At 61.5% G+C, this 22,140-nt stretch carries 15 protein-coding genes and 2 pseudogenes; 15 read left to right on the top strand and 2 right to left on the bottom strand.

Annotated elements, in window-relative coordinates; all coding sequences use genetic code 11:
* Nucleotides 1–922 precede the first annotated feature (922 nt).
* Both FQK05_RS01440 and FQK05_RS25975 read left to right on the top strand, forming a co-directional pair.
* Nucleotides 923–1,837: a hypothetical protein gene (locus FQK05_RS01440; protein ID WP_158963876.1), complete on the top strand. Its 915-nt coding sequence runs from the start codon at nt 923–925 to the stop codon at nt 1,835–1,837.
* Between the two features lie 163 nt (nt 1,838–2,000).
* Nucleotides 2,001–2,234, top strand: a pseudogene (locus FQK05_RS25975) (IS5/IS1182 family transposase); the annotation flags it as partial.
* 442 nt (nt 2,235–2,676) lie between these two features.
* On the opposite strand, the gene FQK05_RS01430 reads toward FQK05_RS25975, so the two are convergent.
* Nucleotides 2,677–3,048 (bottom strand): site-specific integrase, encoded by a 372-nt coding sequence (locus tag FQK05_RS01430; protein ID WP_199252605.1) that lies wholly within the window; start codon nt 3,046–3,048, stop codon nt 2,677–2,679.
* Here FQK05_RS01430 and FQK05_RS26445 point away from each other — a divergent pair.
* The 10 genes and pseudogenes from FQK05_RS26445 to FQK05_RS01385 all read left to right on the top strand — a co-directional run.
* A pseudogene (locus FQK05_RS26445) lies at nt 2,942–3,217 on the top strand (peptidoglycan-binding domain-containing protein); the annotation flags it as partial. The gene FQK05_RS01430 and the pseudogene FQK05_RS26445 overlap by 107 nt on opposite strands.
* 498 nt (nt 3,218–3,715) lie before the next feature.
* On the top strand, nt 3,716–4,702 hold the full coding sequence (locus FQK05_RS25970; protein WP_233270319.1) for an ABC transporter substrate-binding protein: 987 nt from the start codon (nt 3,716–3,718) through the stop codon (nt 4,700–4,702).
* 105 nt (nt 4,703–4,807) lie between these two features.
* Entirely contained in the window at nt 4,808–5,842 is a 1,035-nt protein-coding gene (locus FQK05_RS01420; protein ID WP_158963870.1) for an ABC transporter permease, read from the top strand.
* 10 nt (nt 5,843–5,852) lie between these two features.
* Nucleotides 5,853–6,893 (top strand): quaternary amine ABC transporter ATP-binding protein, encoded by a 1,041-nt coding sequence (locus FQK05_RS01415; protein WP_158963868.1) that lies wholly within the window; start codon nt 5,853–5,855, stop codon nt 6,891–6,893.
* A 671-nt stretch (nt 6,894–7,564) separates the two neighbouring features.
* Nucleotides 7,565–8,230: a potassium channel family protein gene (locus FQK05_RS01410; protein WP_158963866.1), complete on the top strand. Its 666-nt coding sequence runs from the start codon at nt 7,565–7,567 to the stop codon at nt 8,228–8,230.
* A 39-nt stretch (nt 8,231–8,269) separates the two neighbouring features.
* On the top strand, nt 8,270–9,577 hold the full coding sequence (locus FQK05_RS01405) for a TrkH family potassium uptake protein (RefSeq protein WP_158963864.1): 1,308 nt from the start codon (nt 8,270–8,272) through the stop codon (nt 9,575–9,577).
* Nucleotides 9,578–10,093: 516 nt separating this feature from the next.
* Nucleotides 10,094–11,086: a TAXI family TRAP transporter solute-binding subunit gene (locus tag FQK05_RS01400; RefSeq protein ID WP_158963862.1), complete on the top strand. Its 993-nt coding sequence runs from the start codon at nt 10,094–10,096 to the stop codon at nt 11,084–11,086.
* Nucleotides 11,087–11,161: 75 nt separating this feature from the next.
* Nucleotides 11,162–13,408, top strand: coding sequence for a TRAP transporter permease (locus FQK05_RS01395; protein WP_158963860.1), 2,247 nt, complete (start codon nt 11,162–11,164; stop codon nt 13,406–13,408).
* Between the two features lie 146 nt (nt 13,409–13,554).
* Nucleotides 13,555–15,465: a sensor histidine kinase gene (locus tag FQK05_RS01390; RefSeq protein WP_158963858.1), complete on the top strand. Its 1,911-nt coding sequence runs from the start codon at nt 13,555–13,557 to the stop codon at nt 15,463–15,465.
* Nucleotides 15,462–16,796 carry a sigma-54-dependent transcriptional regulator gene (locus tag FQK05_RS01385; RefSeq protein ID WP_158963856.1) on the top strand — a complete coding sequence of 445 codons (1,335 nt, stop codon included), beginning with the start codon at nt 15,462–15,464 and terminating at the stop codon, nt 16,794–16,796. Before FQK05_RS01390 ends, FQK05_RS01385 begins: the two co-directional genes overlap by 4 nt.
* Before the next feature lie 288 nt (nt 16,797–17,084).
* Here FQK05_RS01385 and FQK05_RS01380 read toward each other — a convergent pair whose 3' ends face one another.
* On the bottom strand, nt 17,085–17,546 hold the full coding sequence (locus FQK05_RS01380; protein ID WP_158963853.1) for an Lrp/AsnC family transcriptional regulator: 462 nt from the start codon (nt 17,544–17,546) through the stop codon (nt 17,085–17,087).
* A gap of 193 nt (nt 17,547–17,739) precedes the next feature.
* Between FQK05_RS01380 and FQK05_RS01375 the strand changes: the two genes are divergently transcribed.
* The 3 genes from FQK05_RS01375 to FQK05_RS01365 all read left to right on the top strand — a co-directional run bounded on the left by FQK05_RS01375 (nt 17,740) and on the right by FQK05_RS01365 (nt 21,852).
* The gene (locus FQK05_RS01375; RefSeq protein WP_233270318.1) at nt 17,740–18,624 is read left to right on the top strand and encodes a DMT family transporter; all 885 of its coding nucleotides are present in this window, start codon (nt 17,740–17,742) and stop codon (nt 18,622–18,624) included.
* Between the two features lie 34 nt (nt 18,625–18,658).
* Entirely contained in the window at nt 18,659–19,267 is a 609-nt protein-coding gene (locus FQK05_RS01370; protein WP_233270317.1) for a GNAT family N-acetyltransferase, read from the top strand.
* 434 nt (nt 19,268–19,701) lie between these two features.
* Nucleotides 19,702–21,852 (top strand): mechanosensitive ion channel family protein, encoded by a 2,151-nt coding sequence (locus FQK05_RS01365; protein ID WP_233270316.1) that lies wholly within the window; start codon nt 19,702–19,704, stop codon nt 21,850–21,852.
* The last annotated feature ends 288 nt before the right edge of the window (nt 21,853–22,140 follow it).

The raw sequence follows: 22,140 nt of genomic DNA, 5'->3' as shown, positions 1-22,140 counted from the left end.
GTGCAATAGCGCCCAGCCCCAAGGCTTTGAGGACTTCTCGGCGACCAGTCGGGCTTGTATCGAACTCCAAGGGATTACTCGCCGCAGGGCAGCGCACTGGCTGGCGTTGCGAGCCGGTGCAGCGACAGCTGCTTTTGCGGCTAGCCTAAGCTCGGCCTCCGGTACGTTCAGCGCCTCAGCCAACCACAATAGCATGGGCGCGCACTGGATGTGATTATATACATATTCGGCACTGCGATTTCTCCCAACAGTTCGACCGTAGGCTCCCGGCCCGCTATACTCTGACAACCAGCCCATCCAGTGTTCTTTCTGACTTGAGTACCAAGCTCCAAATCCGACGCCTTCACCTAGTTGTCTCTCAAGCTCTTGATGAGCGGGGAGATCCGCGTGGAGATAGCGTATCCGTCTTCTCAGCTGCTTCGGGGTCATCGTCTCTTCTCCCGCACGAAAAGGTCGCTAGCGCCCGTTTCTAGAACGGGAAGGTTCCGGAAATTTTCCTTGTTTCAATGCTATTTTAGGTTGGGCTGTATGTGCGTCATGACCGGCGATGTGGCCGTTGTACTATCACATACCCTAAGCAAAATTCTACTCCTTGCGCGTTCCAGCCGTGCGCCGAGGACGCAGAGAATGTCGGCTCACCGCCGACTGTGTCGCAACGTCGTGACCGGCCCAGAGCCGACCTTTGATCCATCTAAGCTGACCGGGGCCTACCTGCCCTGAGCCGACCTTCGCGCCAGGAGCGGCAGATGGCCGCTTCCAGCCCATAGCAGACCTGTTCATTCGTCATGACAGGCAGAATTCAGCCCCCAGCACGAACATCCGGGATGCCCAGTTAACCGAAAAATAACTAGTTCTCATGGCACCTCAAAGGAATTAGGATTAAACCCTTGCAAACGAATGGAAGGGCTAGAGGGGCGAAGCAATGGCGTATCTCGCACGGTTGAAATCAGGCAACTACACTGACTCTGACATCAAGGCATTCTACATAGAAAAGAGGTACGACTTCGGACCCTTCATTCGCGAGGTTGGGGATTTTATTGCCCACCCGAAACGCAACAAAGGAGGTTCCTTTGATGCCGCAATTGGTATCTATTCGCAAGTAGCTTTTTTTCAGAGATATCAAGGAAAGGACAAAAAGCCATTGGAGCCCATCGGGGATTGTGAGTGGTGGCTGAAACCTTACCTTGACCGAAAGGTTGAATGCTATCCTCCAACAGTGCTTAAGGATAAACTTAAGATGTCCAAGTCTGAACTGAAGAAGAAAATCAATTCTTGGTTCCCTTGCAAAGAACGCTTTCCCAAAAGGATTGAAGCACTCAATCCCTTTGAGTTTTATGATGTAGTAAACTTCTTCTGCAGGTTGATGGGCAACAATGCTGCTTTCCAGGCGGGCAAGGTCAAGAATGAACTAAAGAAGGCGCTTAAGGAAAATGGCATAGCATCAATAAACATTGATGACTTCCTGATAGGGACCGCGACAATATTAAATGGGATGAAGGTTGAGTTGGCAGAAGGTGTGACTGCAAACATCAGCATAGGGGTCAGCAAACAAAGGCACACAAGAGTATCCGGCGGCGCCCCCGAACTCCTAGCAAGCGGAGGCTATCTTGCGATAACCCATCCAGATGGGCCGCTAGAAATCTCAATCCAGACAGAAACACCCAAAGAACATAATCTGGTTGATGTCGGGACTATACTGCTGGACACAGAAATTGATACCGAACGATACTTTGATCGTTCTCTTATTCACTATCCGCACCCACAATTGCCGCAACTCAACCTGAAACAAGATTTACAGTTCGTTTCGAGTGCGACACCCAACGTAACAGCCTGTTGAGGATCCTCGCTGGACTGTGCAAAGTCTGCTTCCTGCGCAGAGCCGCCGCTCGTCCAGAGCGCAGCGAAGGTCGGCTGTCCGCCGATGCTGTTGAAAAAGTCTGTGTTGCAGTGCGGCAAGTCTTTCGGTTCACCCAACTTTGAGGGGATGGGAGGATTTCGGGATGATGGGCAGGCAGGAGGCTCCGGCACAGCTGTTCTGCGGGTTCGATCTGGAGCGGCATGTCCCGGTCAATCACATGTTGCGAGAGATCGATCTGTTCTTTGATTGCGACGGTCTGCGGGATGCACTGCGTCCCTTCTATGGCCACCTGGGCCGCCCCTCCATCGATCCTGATCTCATCATCCGGATGCTGGTGATCGGCTATGCGGATCATCTGGGAACCGGAGGCGAACGCTCTGGATGGGGCGAGGATGCAGGATGGCGCCTAGGTTGGGGTTTGCTCTTTGGTTCGTTGGACCTGCGCAAACCTGATTTCTCTGCACAAACGTGGAACATCCGTGTCCAAGAAAGCGCTTTTTCCGGGAAATCGCCTTATTCTGCGATGGGCCCTGTCCCCTCCTAAGGGATAGGTTACAGGTTCAAACCCCTCATCGGTCCGCCAGATTTCCCTGCTCCAGAAGGGTCACACGTTCCTATGATGTTTTCGATTTGTTCATGCGACCCAAACGAAGCCAAGCCGTTGATCCAAAATCGAATCGGTCTAATTCAAAATCCCCCGCCTTCGGGCGTGCCGGTTCGAGTCCGGCCTTGGGTACCAATGACTTAGCTGTCATTTCCGCATTCACCGGTTGTGTGACTCACCGGTGCGATTCACCGGTTGCCGTTCTGTTCATGTTCTATTCTCGGCCTTTCTGGGCCGCTCGGCTGAGGGCAAACCGGTTGGCGCGCGCCCGGTAGTAGGCGACCATTTCCGCAGACTGTCCGGTGACCGCCTGGATCTGCGCATCGGTCGCTCCAGCCTCGGCCAGTTCGATGATCGCCAGTTTCCTGAGCCCGTGCAGGCTGAAGGGCGAGGCCTCGGGCCCGAGGGTCGTCCGCCATGTCCGAAACGCTTTCTCGACCGCGTTGTAGCCCAACGGCTCCGACAGGTTCTTGGCAAGGATGTGGGCGCCCTTGACCGGCAGCGCTTCCACGAAGGTGCGAAGCTGGGCAGGGCAATATGCGCGGAAGATGGAAGCCGCGTATCGCCGGCACAGCGGTGCCACCACGTCGCCGCAGGTCCTGCGGCTGGGTGCGTCTGGCCCAGCCGTCAAACGGTTGGAGGCCGCCCTGCAGGTCACGGTGGATGGCAGCTTCGGCCCCGAGACGGACCGGACGGTCCGCCGCTTGCAGAGTGCCGCGGGCCTGCCCGTCGATGGCATGGTCGGCCGGGTGACCGGGGCGGCGCTGGAGGTGGGCACCTCGGCCGCACCGGTCCCGCAGACCACGCCGGTCGATACGGCGACGGCTGCGGTGGGGAAAGGCCACCTGAGATCCACCAGGCGCGCGTTCGCCCGCGTTAGTCGAGACCCCGAACCTGAAGACCAACTGCCCCGGCGCCGGATGGCATCGGGGGGGCTTACGGTGGCGTCGCTCGGAAGCTGCCGTTCGCATGGAACCGTGTGCCGCGCTCGGTTTCCCCGAAGCGACCGTTCACCTCCGGGTGCAGCATCGGTTGGTTCACAGATGTCGGTTCAGCATAAGTGGTGGCCTTCATGTCACCTGCGGCCGCCCGCGCCCGACTGTTTGCGGTTCATCGCTGGGCCTGTTACCCATCGCGGAGATGCTGAAAGAGAAACACCAATTCAACGGCGCAGCTCGCCATGGGCACGCCGCGCAGTTGTTTTGTCCGTTCTCACTTTCGCATTTAAATGCAAATACCAGAAGGAGAACTTCATGCGCTCGATGAAGCTCGCATCAACCGCGTTCGCCGCCACACTCGCCCTGCCGCTCGCTGCGCAGGCTCAGAATGAGGCCGGCCAGTGCGGAGAAGTTTCCATCGCCCAGATGGGCTGGGCTGCCGCCGAAGTCACCACCAACATTGCCAAGTTCCTGCTTGAACAAGGCTATGGCTGCGATGTCACCCTGGTGCAATCGGACACCATCCCGGCGATCACTTCGGTGGCCGAAAACGGCGAACCGGACGTTGTGACCAACCTGTGGCTCAACTCGACCGGCGACGCCTACACCAAGCTTGAAGAGGGCGGCACCATCAAGCGTCTCGCCTCGGTGCTGGAACCGGGCGGTGTCGAAGGCTGGTGGATCCCCACTTCGCTTGCCGAAGAATATCCCGAACTGAAGACCATCGAGGGCATCCTTGAAAACCCCGAGCTGGTCGGCAACCGTTTCAACAACTGCCCCGACGGCTGGGGCTGCCGTGTCGTGTCCGACAACCTGTCGCGCGCACTGGATCTGAAGGGCCACGGCATCGAGGTCTTCAACCACGGCTCGGGCGAGACTCTTGCGACGTCCATGGGCGCAGCGGTCACCGGCGGCGAACCCTGGTTCGGCTACTACTGGGGCCCGACCGTTCCGCTGGGCAAGTACGACATGACCAAGGTGGACCTGGGCGGCTATGACGAAGCGGCCTTTACCCCGCTGCAGAACCCGGACACCCCGGATCCGAAGGTTTCGGACTTTCCCGCGGCCCCGATCCTGACATCCGTCACCGCCAAGTTCGCCGAAGAGAACCCCGAGGTGACCGAGTTCTTCACCAACATGACCTTCGCGACCGACGAGATGTCCAGCTTGCTGGCATGGAAAGACGCAAACAACGCGTCGAACGAGGAAGTTGCCGTCTACTTCCTGACGACCGCGTCGGACACCTGGAGCGGCTGGGTCAACGACGACGCGCGCCAGAAACTGTCGGCACTGGTCAAGTAATCCGGTTATGCGTCCTTAGGGACAGTGATTTTCAACGGGGCCGGGCAACCGGCCCCGTTTTGATTTTCCACAACAAGGAAGGGCCTGCACGGGCCCGATACAGATATGGCAACCTACGATCGTCTGTTCGACACTCTGGGCCTGCGGGACTGGTGCGGCACCGAGGAGTCCGACGGGCCAATGTCGATGGCCGACTTGCTGGCCAAATCAAGCGGCAGCGAAGCGACCACTTCGTTGCGCGATTTCCCATTTCCCTCGCTCGATGCCCTTCACGATGCCTGCCAGGCCATCCCGCAGTCACGCGATCTGACAAAAGGGCTTGAAACCGGCTTTCTGGACATCCGCGACGCGCTGCGCGTGGTCGTCGATCCGCTGACACAGCCGCTGAGCTGGGCACTTGAAGACATGCTCTGGGTGATGACCGAAACCCCCTGGTGGGTGATGGTCCCGGTTCTTCTGCTGATCACTTACGCTGTGGCGCGGTCGTGGAAGGTCGTGGGCTTCGTGGCTCTGGTGCTCGCGGGGCTTGCCTTCGTCGATCACTACGAGGTCGCGATGCAGACTCTCGCGATCATCTTCGTCTGCGCCTTGATATGCGTGCTGTTCGGCGTGCCCATAGGAATTGCCATGTCGCGCAGCGATCGGTTGCAGGGGGTGCTAACCCCGGTGCTGGACATGCTGCAGACACTGCCGCCATTCGTCTACCTGATCCCGCTGATCTTCCTCTTCTCGGTGACCGAGCCCAAGCTCTATGGTATTGCCGTAATCCTTTACGCCATCGTGCCTGTAGTGCGCCTGACCAACCTCGGCATCCGGCTGGTCGATCCGGACGTGATCGAAGCGGCGGACGCCTTCGGTATGACCAAGAGCCAGAAGCTCTTCGGCGTGCAGATCCCGCTGGCGCTGCCCAACATCATGGCCGGCGTGAACCAAACGATCATGATGAGCCTTGCGATGGTGGTCATCGCCTCGATGGTTTCGGCCCCGGGCCTTGGCATTCTCGTGCTGCGCGGCATCCGCAACCTTGAACTGGGCGTCGGCCTCATCGCCGGTCTGGGTATTGTTGTGCTGGCCATCGCGCTGGATCGCGTGACCAAAGCCTCGCTCGCACGCATCGACGCCAGCCAGACCAGCCGCTGAGGAGATGGGCATGACAAAGAACGTGAAAGTCTCGATCAGGAACCTTTACAAGATCTTCGGCGCGGACCCGCAGGCGGCCCTCGCCAAGGTTCACGAGGGGATGACGAAGGCGGAGCTGCTGGACCAGACGGGCCATGTGCTGGGCCTGCAGGACATCAACGTCGACATGAAGGAAGGTGAAATCACCGTCATCATGGGCCTGTCAGGCTCGGGCAAGTCGACACTGATCCGCCACCTCAACCGCCTGATCGAACCAACGGCCGGCGAGGTGCTTGTCAATGGCGAGGACATTCTGTCGTGGAATGATGCGCAGTTGCGCACCCTGCGCCGCGAATCCATGTCGATGGTGTTCCAGAATTTCGCACTGCTGCCCCACCGCACGGTACTGGAAAACGCAGGTATGGCGCTCGCCACCCGCGGTATGGCGCGCCGCGACTTCGAGGGCGAGGCGAACAAGTGGCTCGATCGGGTCGGTCTTGCCGGTCAGGGCGAACAGTATCCCCGTCAGCTTTCGGGGGGGATGCAGCAGCGGGTTGGCATTGCGCGGGCGCTGGCATCGAACTCGGACATCATGCTGATGGACGAGGCGTTCTCGGCCCTGGATCCGCTGATCCGGACCGACATGCAGAACCTGCTGCTCGAACTTCAGGCCGAACTGCAGAAGACAATCGTCTTCATCACCCACGATCTTGATGAAGCGCTGAAGCTGGCCGACCATCTGGTGATCCTGAAAGACGGCGCGGTGGTCCAGCAAGGGCAGCCACAGGAGATCCTGCTGAACCCTGCAGACCCCTACATCGAGGACTTCGTCGCTGACATCAACCGCGCGCGCGTGCTGCGCGTCCGTTCGGTGATGACAGATCGCAAGCCGGACGCTCCGGTCGATGGGGAGGTTGCCCCGGGCGACAACCTAGAGAGCGTCATCGCGCTGGCAGAGGGCAATCTGGACCGCGCCTTCAGCGTCAGCAAAAACGGCGAAACGTTGGGCTATATAGATATGCAGTCCTTAGTCCGGGCGCTTGTGCCGCGGCGCGTCGATGCGGAAGCCTGAGCCATAAGATTTAGGCGTCCCCGCTGCACGGCCAAAGTAGCGGGGGCGGTCTCACCGACCCACAGCGGCGTGCCCACGCCTGCGGACGATGTGGCGGCCAGGTTACGTCTCACTTGTGGTGGTGTCGGACTCGCGAATGCCGAACCAGACCACGTGGAAAGCAGGCAGGCACAGGAGCGTCAGGGCGGTGCCGAGGATGATGCTACCCATCATGGTATAGGCCGTCGGGCCCCAAGAGATCTGGCGCGAGATTGGGATCAGGGCCCGGCTCGCCGCCGCCGTCAACAGGATGCGGGCGCATCCGGGTCTCGGTCACCTCCACGACCGCGACGCCTTCGGCACGAAGGCCCTGGCTCCGGTCGGCCAGGATGACCGAGTTGCTGATCAGGACCCCGGCCAGGGCCAGGTGTCCGCTTATCCACCTCGACAGTTCAGTGCTGGGGCCCGAGACCCCAAACCTGAAGGCCAAATGCCCCGGCGCAGACCTGCGTTCGAGTTTTTCAGGAACGGTCCATATCTGCCGTTCATGCACTCTCAGATCATTGCCGCTTTTCAGGGCAGCAACCGCGCGCCCGGGCCGATGCAGATGGCACCGGGTCGCTGGGCACGGGCCCGATTATTGACTCCTGCACGGCCTCGGCCTACTTCCCGCTGGCTGCAAGGAGGCCATTATGCCCAAAGCGAAGTCTCGCAGTTTCGCCGTCATCGGACTCGGTACGTTCGGCACTACCGTCGCGTCCGAGCTTGCCCGGTTCGGCAACCATGTGCTTGGGGTCGACCTGCAGGAGCGCAACGTGGCGCGCGTGGCCGATACCCTGGCCGAGGCGGTGATCGCCGACGGCCGTGACGAACAGGCCCTGCGCGAGATCGGGGTCGGCAGCTACGACGTGGCGGTCGTCGCCATCGGTGAAGAACTGGACGCCAACATCCTGTGCACCATGAACGTGAAGATGCTGGGCGTGCCCATAGTCTGGGTGAAGGCTATGAACCGCACCCACCACCGCATCCTGTCCAAGCTTGGCGCGGACCGCGTGATCCTGCCCGAGCAGGAAATAGGCCGCCACATTGCCCAGATGCTGCACAATCCGCAGGTCCGGGACTATGTCAGCCTTGGCAACGGCTTCCACGTGGTCGATTTCCGTGTACCGAAAAGCCTCGACGGCCAGCGCATGGACAAGGTCGGCCTGTCCGACAGATTCGAGCTTCGCGCTCTGGGGCTCATGCGCGGCAGCGACTACATCTCTTGCGAGTCGGGTGCGACCGAGCTGAGGACCGACGACAAGCTGCTGCTGCTGGGGCGCCGGGAAAACCTGCGCCGCTTCGCGGACGGGCTCTAGGCGCCCATGCGACCTGTCTGGTCCAGGGGGGTATGGCGCATGCATCTGCCCCCGCCCGCGATCCTCGCCGGGCTTTACGCTGTGCTGATCGCCGTGGGGGGCGTGTTGCTCAAGTTGCCGGTGGCTACCGCGATGCCGATCACCTGGTCCGACGCGATCTTCACCGCCGCCTCGGCGGTTACGGTGACGGGCCTCGTGATCTCGGACACAGGCAGCCAGTTCACCCTGTTCGGGCAAGGCGTCATAATGGTGCTGATCCAGATGGGCGGGCTGGGGCTCATGACCTTCGCCGTGCTGCTCCTGTCGATGCTGGGTCTTCCGGTGACGATCTCGCAGCGGATCTTCCTCCGCGAGGATCTTAACCAGACCTCGATCAGCGACCTGCTGGTGCTGGTCCGGGGCATCCTCAAGACCGTGCTGGCCTGCGAACTTCTGGGGGTCGCTCTGCTGTCCTTCGTCTTCGTGCCGGAATTCGGCTGGGCCAGGGGGCTGTGGCAGGCGCTTTTCCACACCGTTTCGGCCTTCAACAACGCGGGCTTCGCTCTCTTCCCCGACAGCCTCTCGCGCTATGTGGGCAATCCTGTGGTCAACCTCACGATCCCGGCGTTGTTCATCTTCGGCGGGCTTGGCTTCATCGTGGTGACCGAGGCCTACGGCAAGCGCCGTTGGCGGGCGTTCTCGCTCCACACCAAGCTCATGGTGGTCGGCACTATGGCGCTGATCGTTTGGTCGGTGTTGGGCTTCGCCGCGCTGGAATGGACCAACCCCGCCACGCTCGGCGGGCTGGAGAGCACTGGCGACAGGCTATGGGCCAGCTGGTTCCAGGGCGTGACGACCCGCACCGCCGGGTTCAATACCGTCGATATCGGCGGCATCCATGACAGCACCGCGATGATGTTCATGTCCCTGATGGTGATCGGCGGCGGCAGCACGTCGACCGCCGGCGGCATCAAGGTGACCACCTTCATCGTCCTGCTTGTCGCGACCGTTGCCTTCTTCCGGCGCAGGACGCAGCTGCACGTCTTCGGTCGCAGCATCGGGGCCGAAGAGGTGATGAAGGTGCTGGCTCTCACCATGGTCAGCATGCTGACCGTCTTCCTGGCGATCTTCCTGATCACGCTGTCCCATGACGGCGATTTTCTGGACCTCGCCTTCGAGGTGACCTCGGCCTTCGGCACCGTGGGCCTGTCGCGGGGCACCACGGGAGAGTTGGACGGCTTCGGCCGTGCGGTCATCATCGCCATCATGTTCATCGGCAGGGTCGGGCCGCTGACGCTGGGCTTCTTCCTTGCAACCCGCTCGAAACCCCGGGTCGGCTACCCGCCGAGCAAGGTGTATCTGGGCTAGCCCGCGCAGGATGAAGCTTTGGCAGGCCCGCGCCGAGCCGTGATGTTCTGGCTAAGAGATGAGAACGAGTCCTGACCCTTGAGCCGCAGTATCCGGTGAGCTGATTTGGCCCCAAGCAACCGGAGTTCGCCCAGTCGACTGAAAGCGAAGGCAGAAACTCCTTTTGAAAGCGATGGGCACGGGGTGATGACCTGGAAACCGAGGCGATGCCCATAATTGCGGCGCAACAGATCAGCTTTGCCGAATCGCGCATCCGCCGCAGAAACAGGCTGATGACACGTCCGGTCCGAGAGTCCGAAACACCGGCCCTCAGGCGGGTCTGGTCTGGGGTATGTAGACAATCTTACACGCTCTGAACCACCGAATGGGTGAGCGAAGAAACGTCGTGGCCCCTCATGCCCAAATACAGCGAGTTTTCCGCTCTGCAGCTTTTGCATAGCCGGTATTCGTCTGCTCAATCCTTCGTCGACGGGAGCGCGCACATTGCGCAGTTCAGTCGAAATCGGAGGAGTTTACATGAATACGCACGTTGCGATCCTGGCCAGCTTTACCCTTGCATTGGGCATCACAGGCACGGCCCAAGCACAAGAGGTCGACCGCTCGGACTGGCCGTCCAGCTTCACGGTCGGCACCGCAAGCCAGGGCGGCACCTATTTCGCCTACGGCTCCGGTTGGGCCAATCTTGTCGCCGACGAACTGGGCATTTCCGGCGGCGCCGAGGTGACGGGTGGGCCCATGCAGAACATGGCCCTGGTTCATACCGGTGATCTGGCCTTCGGCATGACGACGCTTGGCCCCGCACGCGAGAGCATGGAAGGCACCAACCCGATCGCGCCCGGTCTGAAGATGACCAATGCCTGCGCGATGTTCCCGATGTACCAGACGCCGTTCTCGGTCACCGCACTGACCTCGTCGGGTATCGAGAGCATTTCGGACATCCCCGACGGTGCGAAGATCGGCTTCGGTCCGGCGGGCTCGACCTCCGACACGTATTTCCCGCGGATGATGGACACGCTGGGTGTCAATTACGAACGCCGCAACGGTGGCTGGTCCGACCTTGGCGGTCAGCTGCAGGACGGACTTCTGGACGTGATCGCGTTTGCAGCGGGTATCCCGGTTCCGGCCGTGAGCCAGCTGGAAGTCCAGACCGATGTGAACATCATCGAATTCACCGACGAAGAACAGAAGCAGCTGATGGACGCCTTCCCGGTCTCGGCCTTCGAAATTCCGGGTGAAACCTACACGACGCTGGAAGAGCCCGCGGCGTCGGTCGCCATGTGGAACTTCGCGATTGCGAACTGTGACCTGCCCGAAAGCTTCGTGAAAGCTGTGGTCGGCGCCGTCATGTCCGACAACGAGCGGATGGTGAACATCCACCGTGCAGCCCGGACGACACTGCCCGAGAACGCGGACAAGAACACCGTTCTGCTGTGGCATCCCGGTGCAGCTGCCTGGTTCCGCGAAAATACCGACGTCGAGATTTCCGACGACAAAGTCTTTGGCGGCTGACACGCGCGAAAGCAGCTTGATCCGGGCCCATACGGACAGGCCCGGATCCATCACCATCTTGGGAGGAAGCACGAGATGTCCCAGACGACAATGGATGACGAACGCACTATCGCCGAGGGCGTCGACGACGAGATCGTCGAAGGCAACCGGCGGGTCTTCGAAGGATGGCGCTATACCGCCATCGCCGTGGCCGCCGGCCTTTACGCAGCGTTTCACATGGCGGCCCTCACGGGGCTGTCGATCTCGTCCGTGACGGGGATCAATCTGCCCTTCCTGCCGACTTTTCCGATGGAAACCTGGAACTTCCGCATCGTCCACGTGGCCGGTGCGCTGATCCTTGGCTTTCTGCTATACGCGCCCAATGCCTTTCCCGAAGACAAGAACGACGAAACGCGGCTAATCGGCATTCTTGCCCTGGCCCTTGGGATCCCGGCGATCCTGTCGTTGATCATGGCGATCTGGTTCGCGTTTCAGATCAGCTCCGGCGTCATGTGGAACGGGATGGATGCGACGATCAAGTTCCGCGAAACTTGGCTCTTTGGCGCGCCGCTTTGGGTTGCCACCTTCGGGGGAATCGGACTGAGCTGGTGGCACCGGCGCGTCCGCTCGGGCTTCGCAATTCCCGACCTGGTTCTTTCGGTCTGCGCGGTTTCGGTGGCCGTCTATCTGGTGACCATCTACGGCACCCTGATGCGCAACTCGACCGGCACGCCCTTCGCGCCCATCGGCATCTCTATGGCGGCCGTGGCAGGCAGTGCGCTGATCCTGGAAGTGACGCGCCGCGTCGCGGGCCTTGCGCTGGTCGTGATCTCGGCGGTCTTCCTGATCTACGTGTTCACCGGGCAGTTCCTTCCGGGCTTCCTGAATTCCCCGCCGATCCAATGGGGACGGTTCTTCAGCCAGCTCTATACCGACGCCGGTATCCTTGGGCCGACGACGGCGGTGTCGTCCACCTACATCATCCTCTTCATCATCTTCGCCGCGTTCCTGCAGGCGTCGAAGGTCGGCGACTATTTCGTCAACTTCGCCTTCTCTCTGGCGGGCAGGGCGCGGGGCGGCCCGGCCAAGGTGGCGATCTTCGCCTCCGGCCTCATGGGCATGATCAACGGCACGTCGGCGGGCAATGTGGTTGCGACCGGCTCGCTCACCATACCGCTGATGAACAAGGTCGGTTACAAGAAGAAGACCGCCGGCGCGATCGAGGCCGCAGCCTCGACCGGCGGACAGATCGTGCCGCCGATCATGGGCGCGGGTGCGTTCATCATGGCCGAGATCACGGGCATCCCCTACACCGATATCGCCATTGCCGCGATCATTCCGGCAGCTCTCTACTTTATTTCCGTCTACTTCATGGTCGACTTTGAAGCTGCAAAGCTGGGTATGGAGGGCATGAGCGAGGACGAGATCCCGTCGACTCGGGCCCTGATGAAGAAGATCTTCCTCTTCATTCCGATCATCATCCTGATCGTCGCGCTGTTCTTTGGCTATTCGGTGATCCGTGCCGGTGTCTACGCCACAGTCGCCGCTGTCGCGGTCAGCTGGCTGACGGTCAACCGCATGGGGCCCAAGAAGATCGCCAAGGCGTTCGAGATGGGCGGCATCATGTCGATCCAGATCATCACGGTCTGCGCCTGTGCGGGCATCATCGTGGGTGTCATCAGCCTGACCGGCGTCGGTGCGCGCTTCTCGTCGGTGCTGTTGGACCTTGCCTCGGCCTCGCAGTTCCTGGCGCTGTTCTTCGCGATGTGCATCTCGATCCTGCTGGGGATGGGCATGCCGACCACGGCGGCCTACGCGGTTGCGGCTTCTGTCGTGGCGCCGGGGCTTGTGCAACTTGGGATCGGGCCGCTGACGGCGCACTTCTTCGTCTTCTACTTCGCCGTTCTGTCGGCGATCACGCCTCCGGTCGCCTTGGCCAGCTACGCCGCTGCGGGGATTTCCGGTGCCAACCCGATGGAGACGTCGGTCGCGTCCTTCAAGATCGGCATCGCGGCCTTCATCGTGCCCTTCATGTTCTTCTACAACGGGGCGATCCTGATGGACGGCACGTGGTTCGAGATCATCCGGGCGGCCATCACCTCGATCGTCGGCGTCTACCTGCTGTCGGCCGGCGTTCAGGGATGGTTCCTTCTGGGCCGTGCCAGCAACGTCACACGGGCCTTTCTTGTCCTGGCGGCGCTGTTCCTGATCGAGGGCGGGGTGCTGAGCGACCTTGTTGGCTTGGCACTCGTCGCTGCCGGCTACGCGATGCACCGGTTCCGGGACGTGGACATCACGGCATCGAAGTTGCTGAGCGATCAGGACAAGCCCAGCACCATCTGATCGTGTTGCGGCGTGCGCCCCCGAAAACGGGGCGCACGCCAACACCTTCAAGTAACGGGATGGCCAGGGGCTGTCCGGTCGCTTTCCGTTGCGCGGACGAAAATTCCAATCGAAAATGAGAACATGGCAAAGCGCGATAACAGGTCATGAGTGAGGAAACTGCCGCCGGCGCATTCGAACCGCACCGCAAAGGCATGGCCGGGCTGGGCGGCGCCGCGCGGCGGCAGGCGAAGGTGCGGCGGCGCAGCCGGTCGTCCGCCTGGCGCGGGCTGACGCTTCTTGCACTATTCGCAGGGGCGCTTGGCATTCTGGTTCTGACGCTGTTGCTCGGCTTCTTTCAGGAACAGGCCACCGAGCGCGCCCGTGCAGCGACGACCAGCATGGCCGAACTGGTGGATGACTGGTTTTCGCATTTCGCCCCGTTGCCCTATCTTCTGGCCCGCGATCCACGTGTCATCGCTGTCATGGCGAACAAAGTCGATGCCGCCGATCTTGGCTGGCTGAACCGCGAGCTGGAAGTCTGGAAAGATTATACGCAGACCTCGGACATCTACCTCATGGCACCCGATGGCACCACTGTCGCGGCCTCGAATGCCGAAACGGATGTCAGTTTCGTCGGCCAGAACTTCTCGTACCGCCCCTATTTTCAAGAGGCGATGGCGGGTGAGACGGGCCGCCTGTTCGCCTTGGGCACGACATCGGGTCTGCGCGGCTACTACATTTCGGCGCCGATACGCGACGGCGCAGACGTCGTCGGGGTCGCCGTGGTCAAGATCTCCATCGAACCGCTGGAGCTGGCCTTGGCCAATAACCCGAATAGCGCCTTCGTGACCGATCAGACGGGCGTGATCATCATGTCCAGCATCGAAGACCTGCGGCTTTCGTCCCTCGGGACCCTCACGCCGGAAGCCGAAGCCGAAATCGCCCGGACCCGCCGCTTCGACCTGGATCGTCTGGACCAGAGCCCGATTGTCTCTGCGGGAAGCTGGGGGACCGGAAGGCCGCTGGTGCGCGGACCGTCGAAAGAGATCGGCCAGGGGCAGCGCACCTATCTGCACCTGACCGAACCGCTGACCCAGAACCCATGGACGCTGCACCTTCTGCACGACACGACGATGGCCCGAAGTTCGGCCCTGTCATGGAGCTTGGTGGGGTTCTCTCTGTGTCTGGCGGCCCTGGCCCTGGTCGCCCTTACGCTTGGGCGGCGGCGGCGTCTGATCGAACGGCTGAACGAACGCGAACGGGCAGAGCGCGAACTGGAACGCCGTGTCGCGGTCCGGACCGCCGATCTTGAGACCGAGGTGAAAGAGCGCCGCGCGGCCGAGACAACCCTTCGCCAGACCCAGCACGAACTAGTACAGGCCGGCAAGCTTGCGGCACTCGGGCAGATGTCGGCGGCGCTGAGTCACGAGTTCAACCAGCCGCTGACGGCCATTCGCACCTATGTCGAGAACGCCGTCGCCTTTCACGAAGCCGGCAAGAAAGAGCGGGCGACCGACAATCTCGAACGGGTGCTGAGACTGACGGAGCGCATGGCGCAGCTGTCGAAACACCTCAACCGCTTCGCCCGGAAGTCCGACAATGACGTGCATGCGGTGGAGATCGACGCCGTGATCGACGAAGCGCTGGCGCTCCTGTCTGGCCGGATCGAGCGTTCGGATACCCGGATAAACCAGGAGGGCGCGCGGGGCCTTGTCGTTTTGGGCGGAGAGGCCCGTCTTCAGCATGTGGCAATGAACCTGATCGGCAACGCGATCGATGCGGTTCCGGGCGACCGCGCGCCGCAGATCACCATCCGAACGGAGCTGAAGGACGATTGCGCGCAGATGATTGTCGAAGACAACGGGACGGGCATTCCAAGCGACGTCGCGGACAAGATCTTCGATCCGTTCTTCACCACCAAGGAGGTGGGGCGCGGGCTCGGGCTCGGGCTGTCGATCTGCTACAACATCATTCGCGATTTCGGTGGTACGATGGTGGCCGAAACTCGGGCCGAAGGCGGCGCACGGGTAACCGTGACGTTGCGTCTTGCAAAAGCGGAGCGAGGCAACGCATGAGCGATCCTGACATCATCCTTGTGGACGACGACGAAGAAATCCGTCGGTCACTCAGCCAGCAACTCGAACTGGCGGGGCACGACGTCCTGGCCTTTGCCCGCGCTGAACGGGCCGTCGAAAGGATCGGCCCGAATTTCGGCGGCATCGTCGTGTCCGACATCAAGATGCCCGGCATGGACGGCCTGCAATTTCTCGACGCCGTGCTCCAAGTCGACATGACAATCCCGGTCGTTATGATCACCGGTCACGGCGATGTGCCCTTGGCGGTCAAAGCTCTTGGCAAGGGAGCCTTCGATTTCATCGAAAAGCCCTTCGCCAAGGATCGCATGACCAGCGCCATCGAGCGTGGTCTGGAGCACCGCAGACTGGTTCTGGAACTGCGCGAACTGCGCGAAACCGCAACGGTCGACAGTTCACTCGACGCATTGATCCTTGGACAGTCCGCCCCGATCGTCGAACTGCGCCGCAAGGTCCAGACCATCGCCCAGAGCGATATCGACGTCCTGATCGTCGGCGCGACGGGAACCGGCAAGGAACACGTCGCCCGCGCGATCCATTGTACCCGAGAGCGGGGGCGCGAGGAACCTTTCGTCACCATTGACCTGACCGCTCTGCCGGAAGCGCAGATCGAAACCGAGCTTTTCGGCTACGTTTCCGGCGCCTTTCCCGGGGCCACCCGATCCAGGATCGGTCGGCTCGAACACGGGCGGGGCGGCACGATCTTTCTGGATGAAATCGGATCGATCTCCCTGTCCCTGCAAGCCAAACTGCTGCGCGTCATCGAGGACCGCGCGGTCCTGCCTTTGGGCGCCACCGAACGCGTGCCACTGGATGCACGCTTCGTCGCCTCCAGCCGCATGCCCTTGGAGCCGCTGGTCGCGGCCGGCGAATTCAGGGACGATCTGCTCTACCGGATCAACCCAGTCACGATCCATCTTCCCGCTCTGTCCGACCGGCCCGAAGATCTGCCAAGCCTGTTCCAGAGGTTCGTGACCGATGCAGCCCGGCGCTTCAAAAAGCCCGAACCGGCAATTACGCCCGAGAAACTCATCGAGTTGGGAAACCGGACCTGGGCGGGCAACATGCGCGAACTCCGCAACGCGGCGGAGCTTTTCGTTCTGGGTCTGGAGAACGAAAGACCGATCGAGACTGCAAGCGGACGGACGCTTGCGGAACGCATGGACCGCATCGAGCGCGGTATCATCGCTGCAACACTGGCTGCACAGAACGGAAGCCTCAAGGCGACATACGAGGTTCTCGGTCTGTCGCGGAAGACGCTGTACGACAAGATGCAGAAACACGGTTTGCGCCGCGAAGAGTTCGCCAACTGACAGCCAGGCTTCGCCGTTTCCCGCAGGCAATTCGCAGAAACGCCAGCTCACGGGCAAAAGCGTCATCGATGAAGCCGTGTGTTCAAGTCGCGACAGAAGCTGTATGAACTGGCCCCTTATTTCGATCGGCCAGCGCCTTTCGGACGACATCGTCTTCGTCGTCACGCTGTTGACGGTCGGCATCGCTTGGACGTTGGATCCGCCCGCACAGGGGGGCGGATGTCCACAGGTCGTGCCTTTGGCCGTTGCCCTCGCGGCCAAGGTCATCTTTCGTTTGCGACGTCTGGCCTATAACGGAAGCTGGGTCGTGTATTTCAGCTCGTCCAGAAGGACAGAGCTCTGGATTTCCTGCACGCCGGGCAGCAGGACAAGCTGCTCCTGCAGCAGTACGTGAAAGTGGTCCAGGTCGCGCACGACCACGCGGACGTTGAAATCATAGTCGCCAAGCATCAGCTGGACGACCTGCACCTCTGGGATCCGCAGGACGGCCTGCTGGAACTGTTTGAAGGACTGGCGGCCATGGGATGTCAGTTTGATGCGCACCAGAATGATCGCGTTGAACCCAAGCTTCTTGCGGTCGAGGATGACGGATTTTCCAAGAATGATGCCGGTTTCCGTCAGCCGCGAGACACGCCGCGAACAAGGGGACTGGGAAAGACCGATCCGGTCGGCGATTTCGGTGACCGAAAGGGATCCGTCCGATTGCATGACGCGCAGGATGCGACGGTCGACTTCGTCCAGTTCGTGCATGAACCGACCTCCTTTCTGACGGTTTGGGGCAGGTCTATGCACAAATAGGACAAATTCCGGGTGATAAAGCAAGAAAAAATCCGTAATTTCCGCATAGAGTGACCGTCGAAGGTGCCCCGGTCGCGGCTCCTGGGCTGTCCGAAATCGTGGGGCCGGAGGCCGGTCGGGGGCGGGCACCGCCAAGGGGGGCGACATGAATTCTGCAACGTCCGGCGGCCATGTCCCCCAGATGCAGGGCGTCTTGTTGATGTGTGCCGGCGTGGCCTTTCTCAGCGCCAATGACGCCATCGCGAAGGCGCTGACGTCGGGCTATTCCCCGCTTCAGATCCTGTTCCTGCGAAACGTGATCGCCCTGCCGTTCACCGTCGTCATCGCGCTGGTCATGGGGGGGCCGTCGGCCTTGCGGTCCCATCGGCCGCTTGCGCACCTGCTGCGCGGCGCGCTTTGGGTCGTGGCCACGATGATGTTCTTCACCAGCTTCATCTATCTTCCCCTGGCCGAGGCAACGGCGCTTTTCTTCGTGGCGCCCTTCTTCATCACCGTCATCTCGGCGCTGTTCCTTGGCGCGGATATCGGCTGGCGGCGCTGGCTGGCGGTCCTGGCGGGTTTCATCGGGGTACTGGTGATCATCCGCCCAGGTGCGGCGACGTTCCAGCCGATATCGCTTTTGCCTGTCGCAACGGCGCTTGTGGCGGCCATGCTGATGCTCAGCGCGCGCTGGGTGGATCCACGCGAAAGCGTCTGGACGCTGCTTGTCTATCTGACGGGCACCGCCGCGGTTCTGAGCGTGCCGATCGTCCCCTTTGTCTGGGTTCCGGTCCGGACCGGCGATCTGTGGCTGTTCGCGGCCATTGCCGTGGCGGGCACTGCAGGCATGACAATGATGACCCAGGCCTTTCGCCTGGCCCCGGCCGTGGTCGTGGCCCCTTTGGACTATACCGGCCTTCTGTGGGCCACGGTGTTTGGATGGATTTTCTGGCGTGAAAGCCCCGACATGATGACGATGATCGGTGCGGGGATCATTATCGCCAGCGGTGTCTTCACGATCCTGCGGGACAAGGCCCGTGGTGGTCCGTGAAGCCCGACACGGCCGCAAGAATGGAGCATTCAGCGTGACCCATGAAACCGCGATGACGATACCTGTCGAAATCGTGCCCGCGACCTGGCCGGATTTCGAATCCCTGATGGGCGAAAGGGGCGGTTGCGGCGGCTGCTGGTGCATGTTGTGGCGGCGCACCGCGAAACAGATGGCGGCGGGCAAAGGCGACGGCAATCGGCGTGCGATGAAAGCCCTGTTCGACCGGGGAGAAGGGCCCGGGCTGGTCGCCAGGGCGGGCGCCGACACCGTCGGCTGGATCCAGATCGACCGCAGGTCGGCCTTTCACCGACTTGCGACATCGCGAGTGCTGAAGCCGGTGGACGATCAGGATGTCTGGTCGGTTTCGTGCTTCTACATTGACAAGCGGTATCGACGCGGCGGCCTGTCGGTTGACCTGCTGAACGCGGCCGTCGACCGGGCGGCGACGTGCGGGGCAACCATTGTCGAAGGCTATCCCGTGGACACGCCGAAAGAAAAGTACCCGGCGGTCTATGCCTGGACCGGGTTCCTAGGGACGTTCCGGAAGGCGGGGTTCACCGAAGTTGCGCGGCGATCCGAAACCCGGCCCATCATGAGAAAGTACCTGGGCGGTTCCGGGCTGGACGTCAGCGGCGCGGGGTGATGCGATACAGGCGCGGTTGCGGCTGGTCCCTTCCTCGTCTGCGCCAAGGCGGTCGCTTCGAAGCAGACCTGGTCCGGGCCCCGTCACGTAGGCGGGCAGGCGAGCAACAGTATTCGACAGCATCCATGCCCCCGTCGGGCGACATGCGCCCTTGACCGAGCGGAGGTGCCTTCGCGGGACAGGGCAGGGGCCGGAACAGGGCAGGGGCCGGGCGCTCTGGCCCTGCAGGTGCCGACGTGGCGTTCGTACAGGGGCTGGATGCCCGTCGCCTCCAGCCAGGGCAGGGCCAAGGGCGTACCGCACCCCATCCTGAGACCTTGAGCGGGCAAGACCTTCGGGAGGCTGTCGACCTGTTCGGCCGACGCGGCGGAAAAGACGGTTCTGAAAGGAAAATCCGGTTGACCAGTAACATTTGGTTGACCAGAAGCGTGGCCTTGGCCGACGCTGCCTTGGTAAGAATGACCGCGCTCCGACAAGCAGGAGGGCAGAGAGACCGTGATCGTGTGCGGACCCGTCCTGACCCTCCCCTGATCGGACCGGATCGACCTCGTTTGACAAGGAGTCGAGTGATGCTGCCTTCCGCGATCAACCGGACCTGCCACGCATTGCGGTCCCGCCGTATCGGGGCGATCGCGATTCCCGCAACGTTTCGCGGGTGGAGCTGCTGGACCTGGCTCCCGGCTCTTCTTCTGATCGTCGGCATGACCGGACCCGGGAGCGCGCAGGCGCCGGACGCCGCGTTGGAACAGTCCACCGGAACCACGGCTGAAGAAGTGGTCGTGGATGTGAGGCCCATCGGCGAGTCGGATGCCGAAGCGGCAGTCATGACCGTGACGACGCTGGTCGGGGAGATGCTGGAAGCCGTCGACCACAACCCGGACCTCCGGGCCGAGTACGATCGCATCGTCGACAACCCTATCTCTCCGCCGGACACCCGCAGTCCGCGCGCAACGTTGGCCAGCTTCCTGCTGATCATGCACGAGGCCAACCGGATCTGGTTCGAGACACGCGACGCATATCTGCAGACCAGCAACATTAAACTGACCGGGCAAGAGCAGGATAACGTTGTCAAGGTGATGGCGCTTATCGAAAAGGCGTCCAGAACCATGGATCTGTCGGCGATCCCGGCAACCACGCTTCAAAGAACAAGTACGGAACTGGTTCTGCAGTTGCAGGAGATCTTTGACCGTATCTACCTGCCGGTGATGGAGGATATTCCCGGTATCGAAATCGGTGCCGTTCTGACCGATAACGATGAGTCGACACGGCCGAAGTGGACTGTGCCCGGCACCAACATGACGATCGAACTTCAGGAGGAAGGGCCGCGGCACGGCGAATACCTTTTCACGGCCGCCAGTGTCGAACGCATACCGGAGGACTACCATACGATCCAAGAGCTTCCGATTGTTTCGGACAGGGGCGAAGATACCTATGCCTACTACATCTATACGCCTGGCAACCTGATCCCGCCGCAATGGTTCGAAATCATCCAGGCCGGCCCGGATTGGCTGATGTTCCGTTTCGGCGGGCAGACAGTTTGGCAATGGATGGGAATGGCGCTGTCGCTGTTTCTTCTTTTGCTGGCGACCGTGCTGTACATCCGGTGGAATTCGGTCCGGCCATTGCCGCTGAACCTTGCAAGACGGCAGTTCCGGAGCATCATCCACCCGCTGCTGCTGATGCTGGCGGTGCGGTTGACGCTTTACGTCTGCAACGAACAGATCAACATCACGGGGACCACGCTGCTCTACCTGGCCACCATTGCCGGTGTGATCTTCTGGATCACCACGGCCTGGCTGACCTACCAGATCCTCCAACTCATCTACATCTGGGCCGTCCATAATCCGTCGATCAGCAAGACAAGCCTTGATGCCAGCCTGTTGCGGACCGGGTTCAAGGTGCTGTCGCTGGTGATCTCTCTGCTGGTGCTTGGCTACGGGGCGACGCAGATTGGTATCCCGATCTACGGTGTCGTCGCCGGTCTGGGTGTCGGCGGTCTGGCCATCGCACTGGCCGCGCAGCCGACGCTGGAGAATTTTATCGGCGGGCTCATCCTTTATGCCGACGGGATCGTCCGCGTGGGCGAGTTCTGCGAATTCGACGATCTTGCCGGCACGGTGGAAGAAATCGGCATTCGGTCCACGCGGATCCGGGCGCTGGACCGGACCCTGATCGTGGTGGCCAATGGCGACCTGTCGAAGCGAAAGATCGTGAACTACAGCAAGCGCGACGTGTTCCTCTTCCGCCACAAGATCGGCCTGCGCTACGAAACCCCGTCCGAAACGGTCAAGACGATTTCCTCCCGCGTCTATGACCATATGCTGGCGCATGAGCGGGTGGCGGACGATCCGTTGCGTGTCCGGCTGGTGGAATACGGGGACTACGCCATCGTGATAGACGTCTATGCCAACATCAAGGCCAGCAACATGGACGAGTTCACGAGCTTGCAGGAGGAACTGCTCTACGAGATTCGCTCTATCGTCGAATCCAGCGGTGCCGATTTCGCGTTCCCGTCCTCGACCGTCTACCTGGCGCGGGATGCGGACACGTCTGACGAGCCTGCGATTGCAGCACAGGTCGCCTGAAGGGGGCCCGTCTGCCTCACGGTCTTGGAACGGGTTTCTTCCTGTCGTGGGTTGGGGTCACGCAGACGATCTGCGACCGGCACCCACCTGGCACAAGGCCCGTCGGGGCGCGGAACGGAAGGTGCTCTGGCACGAATATCCGGGCTTTGTCGCAGCAATGCGGCCACGCCCGTGCCGCGGCGCTGCGACAAAGCCCGGCAAAGGCCGTCCGCATCCGCCGTCCCGAAAGGGGGCGCGTGGGCCCGCACAGGAATGCGCGCCGCCAATCGTGGCACGCCGCTTCCCGCT

Origin of the sequence: Chachezhania sediminis, assembly GCF_009765275.1 — a bacterium.
GTDB lineage: Bacteria > Pseudomonadota > Alphaproteobacteria > Rhodobacterales > Rhodobacteraceae > Chachezhania > Chachezhania sediminis.
This window is presented reverse-complemented; position numbering and strand designations above follow the sequence as displayed.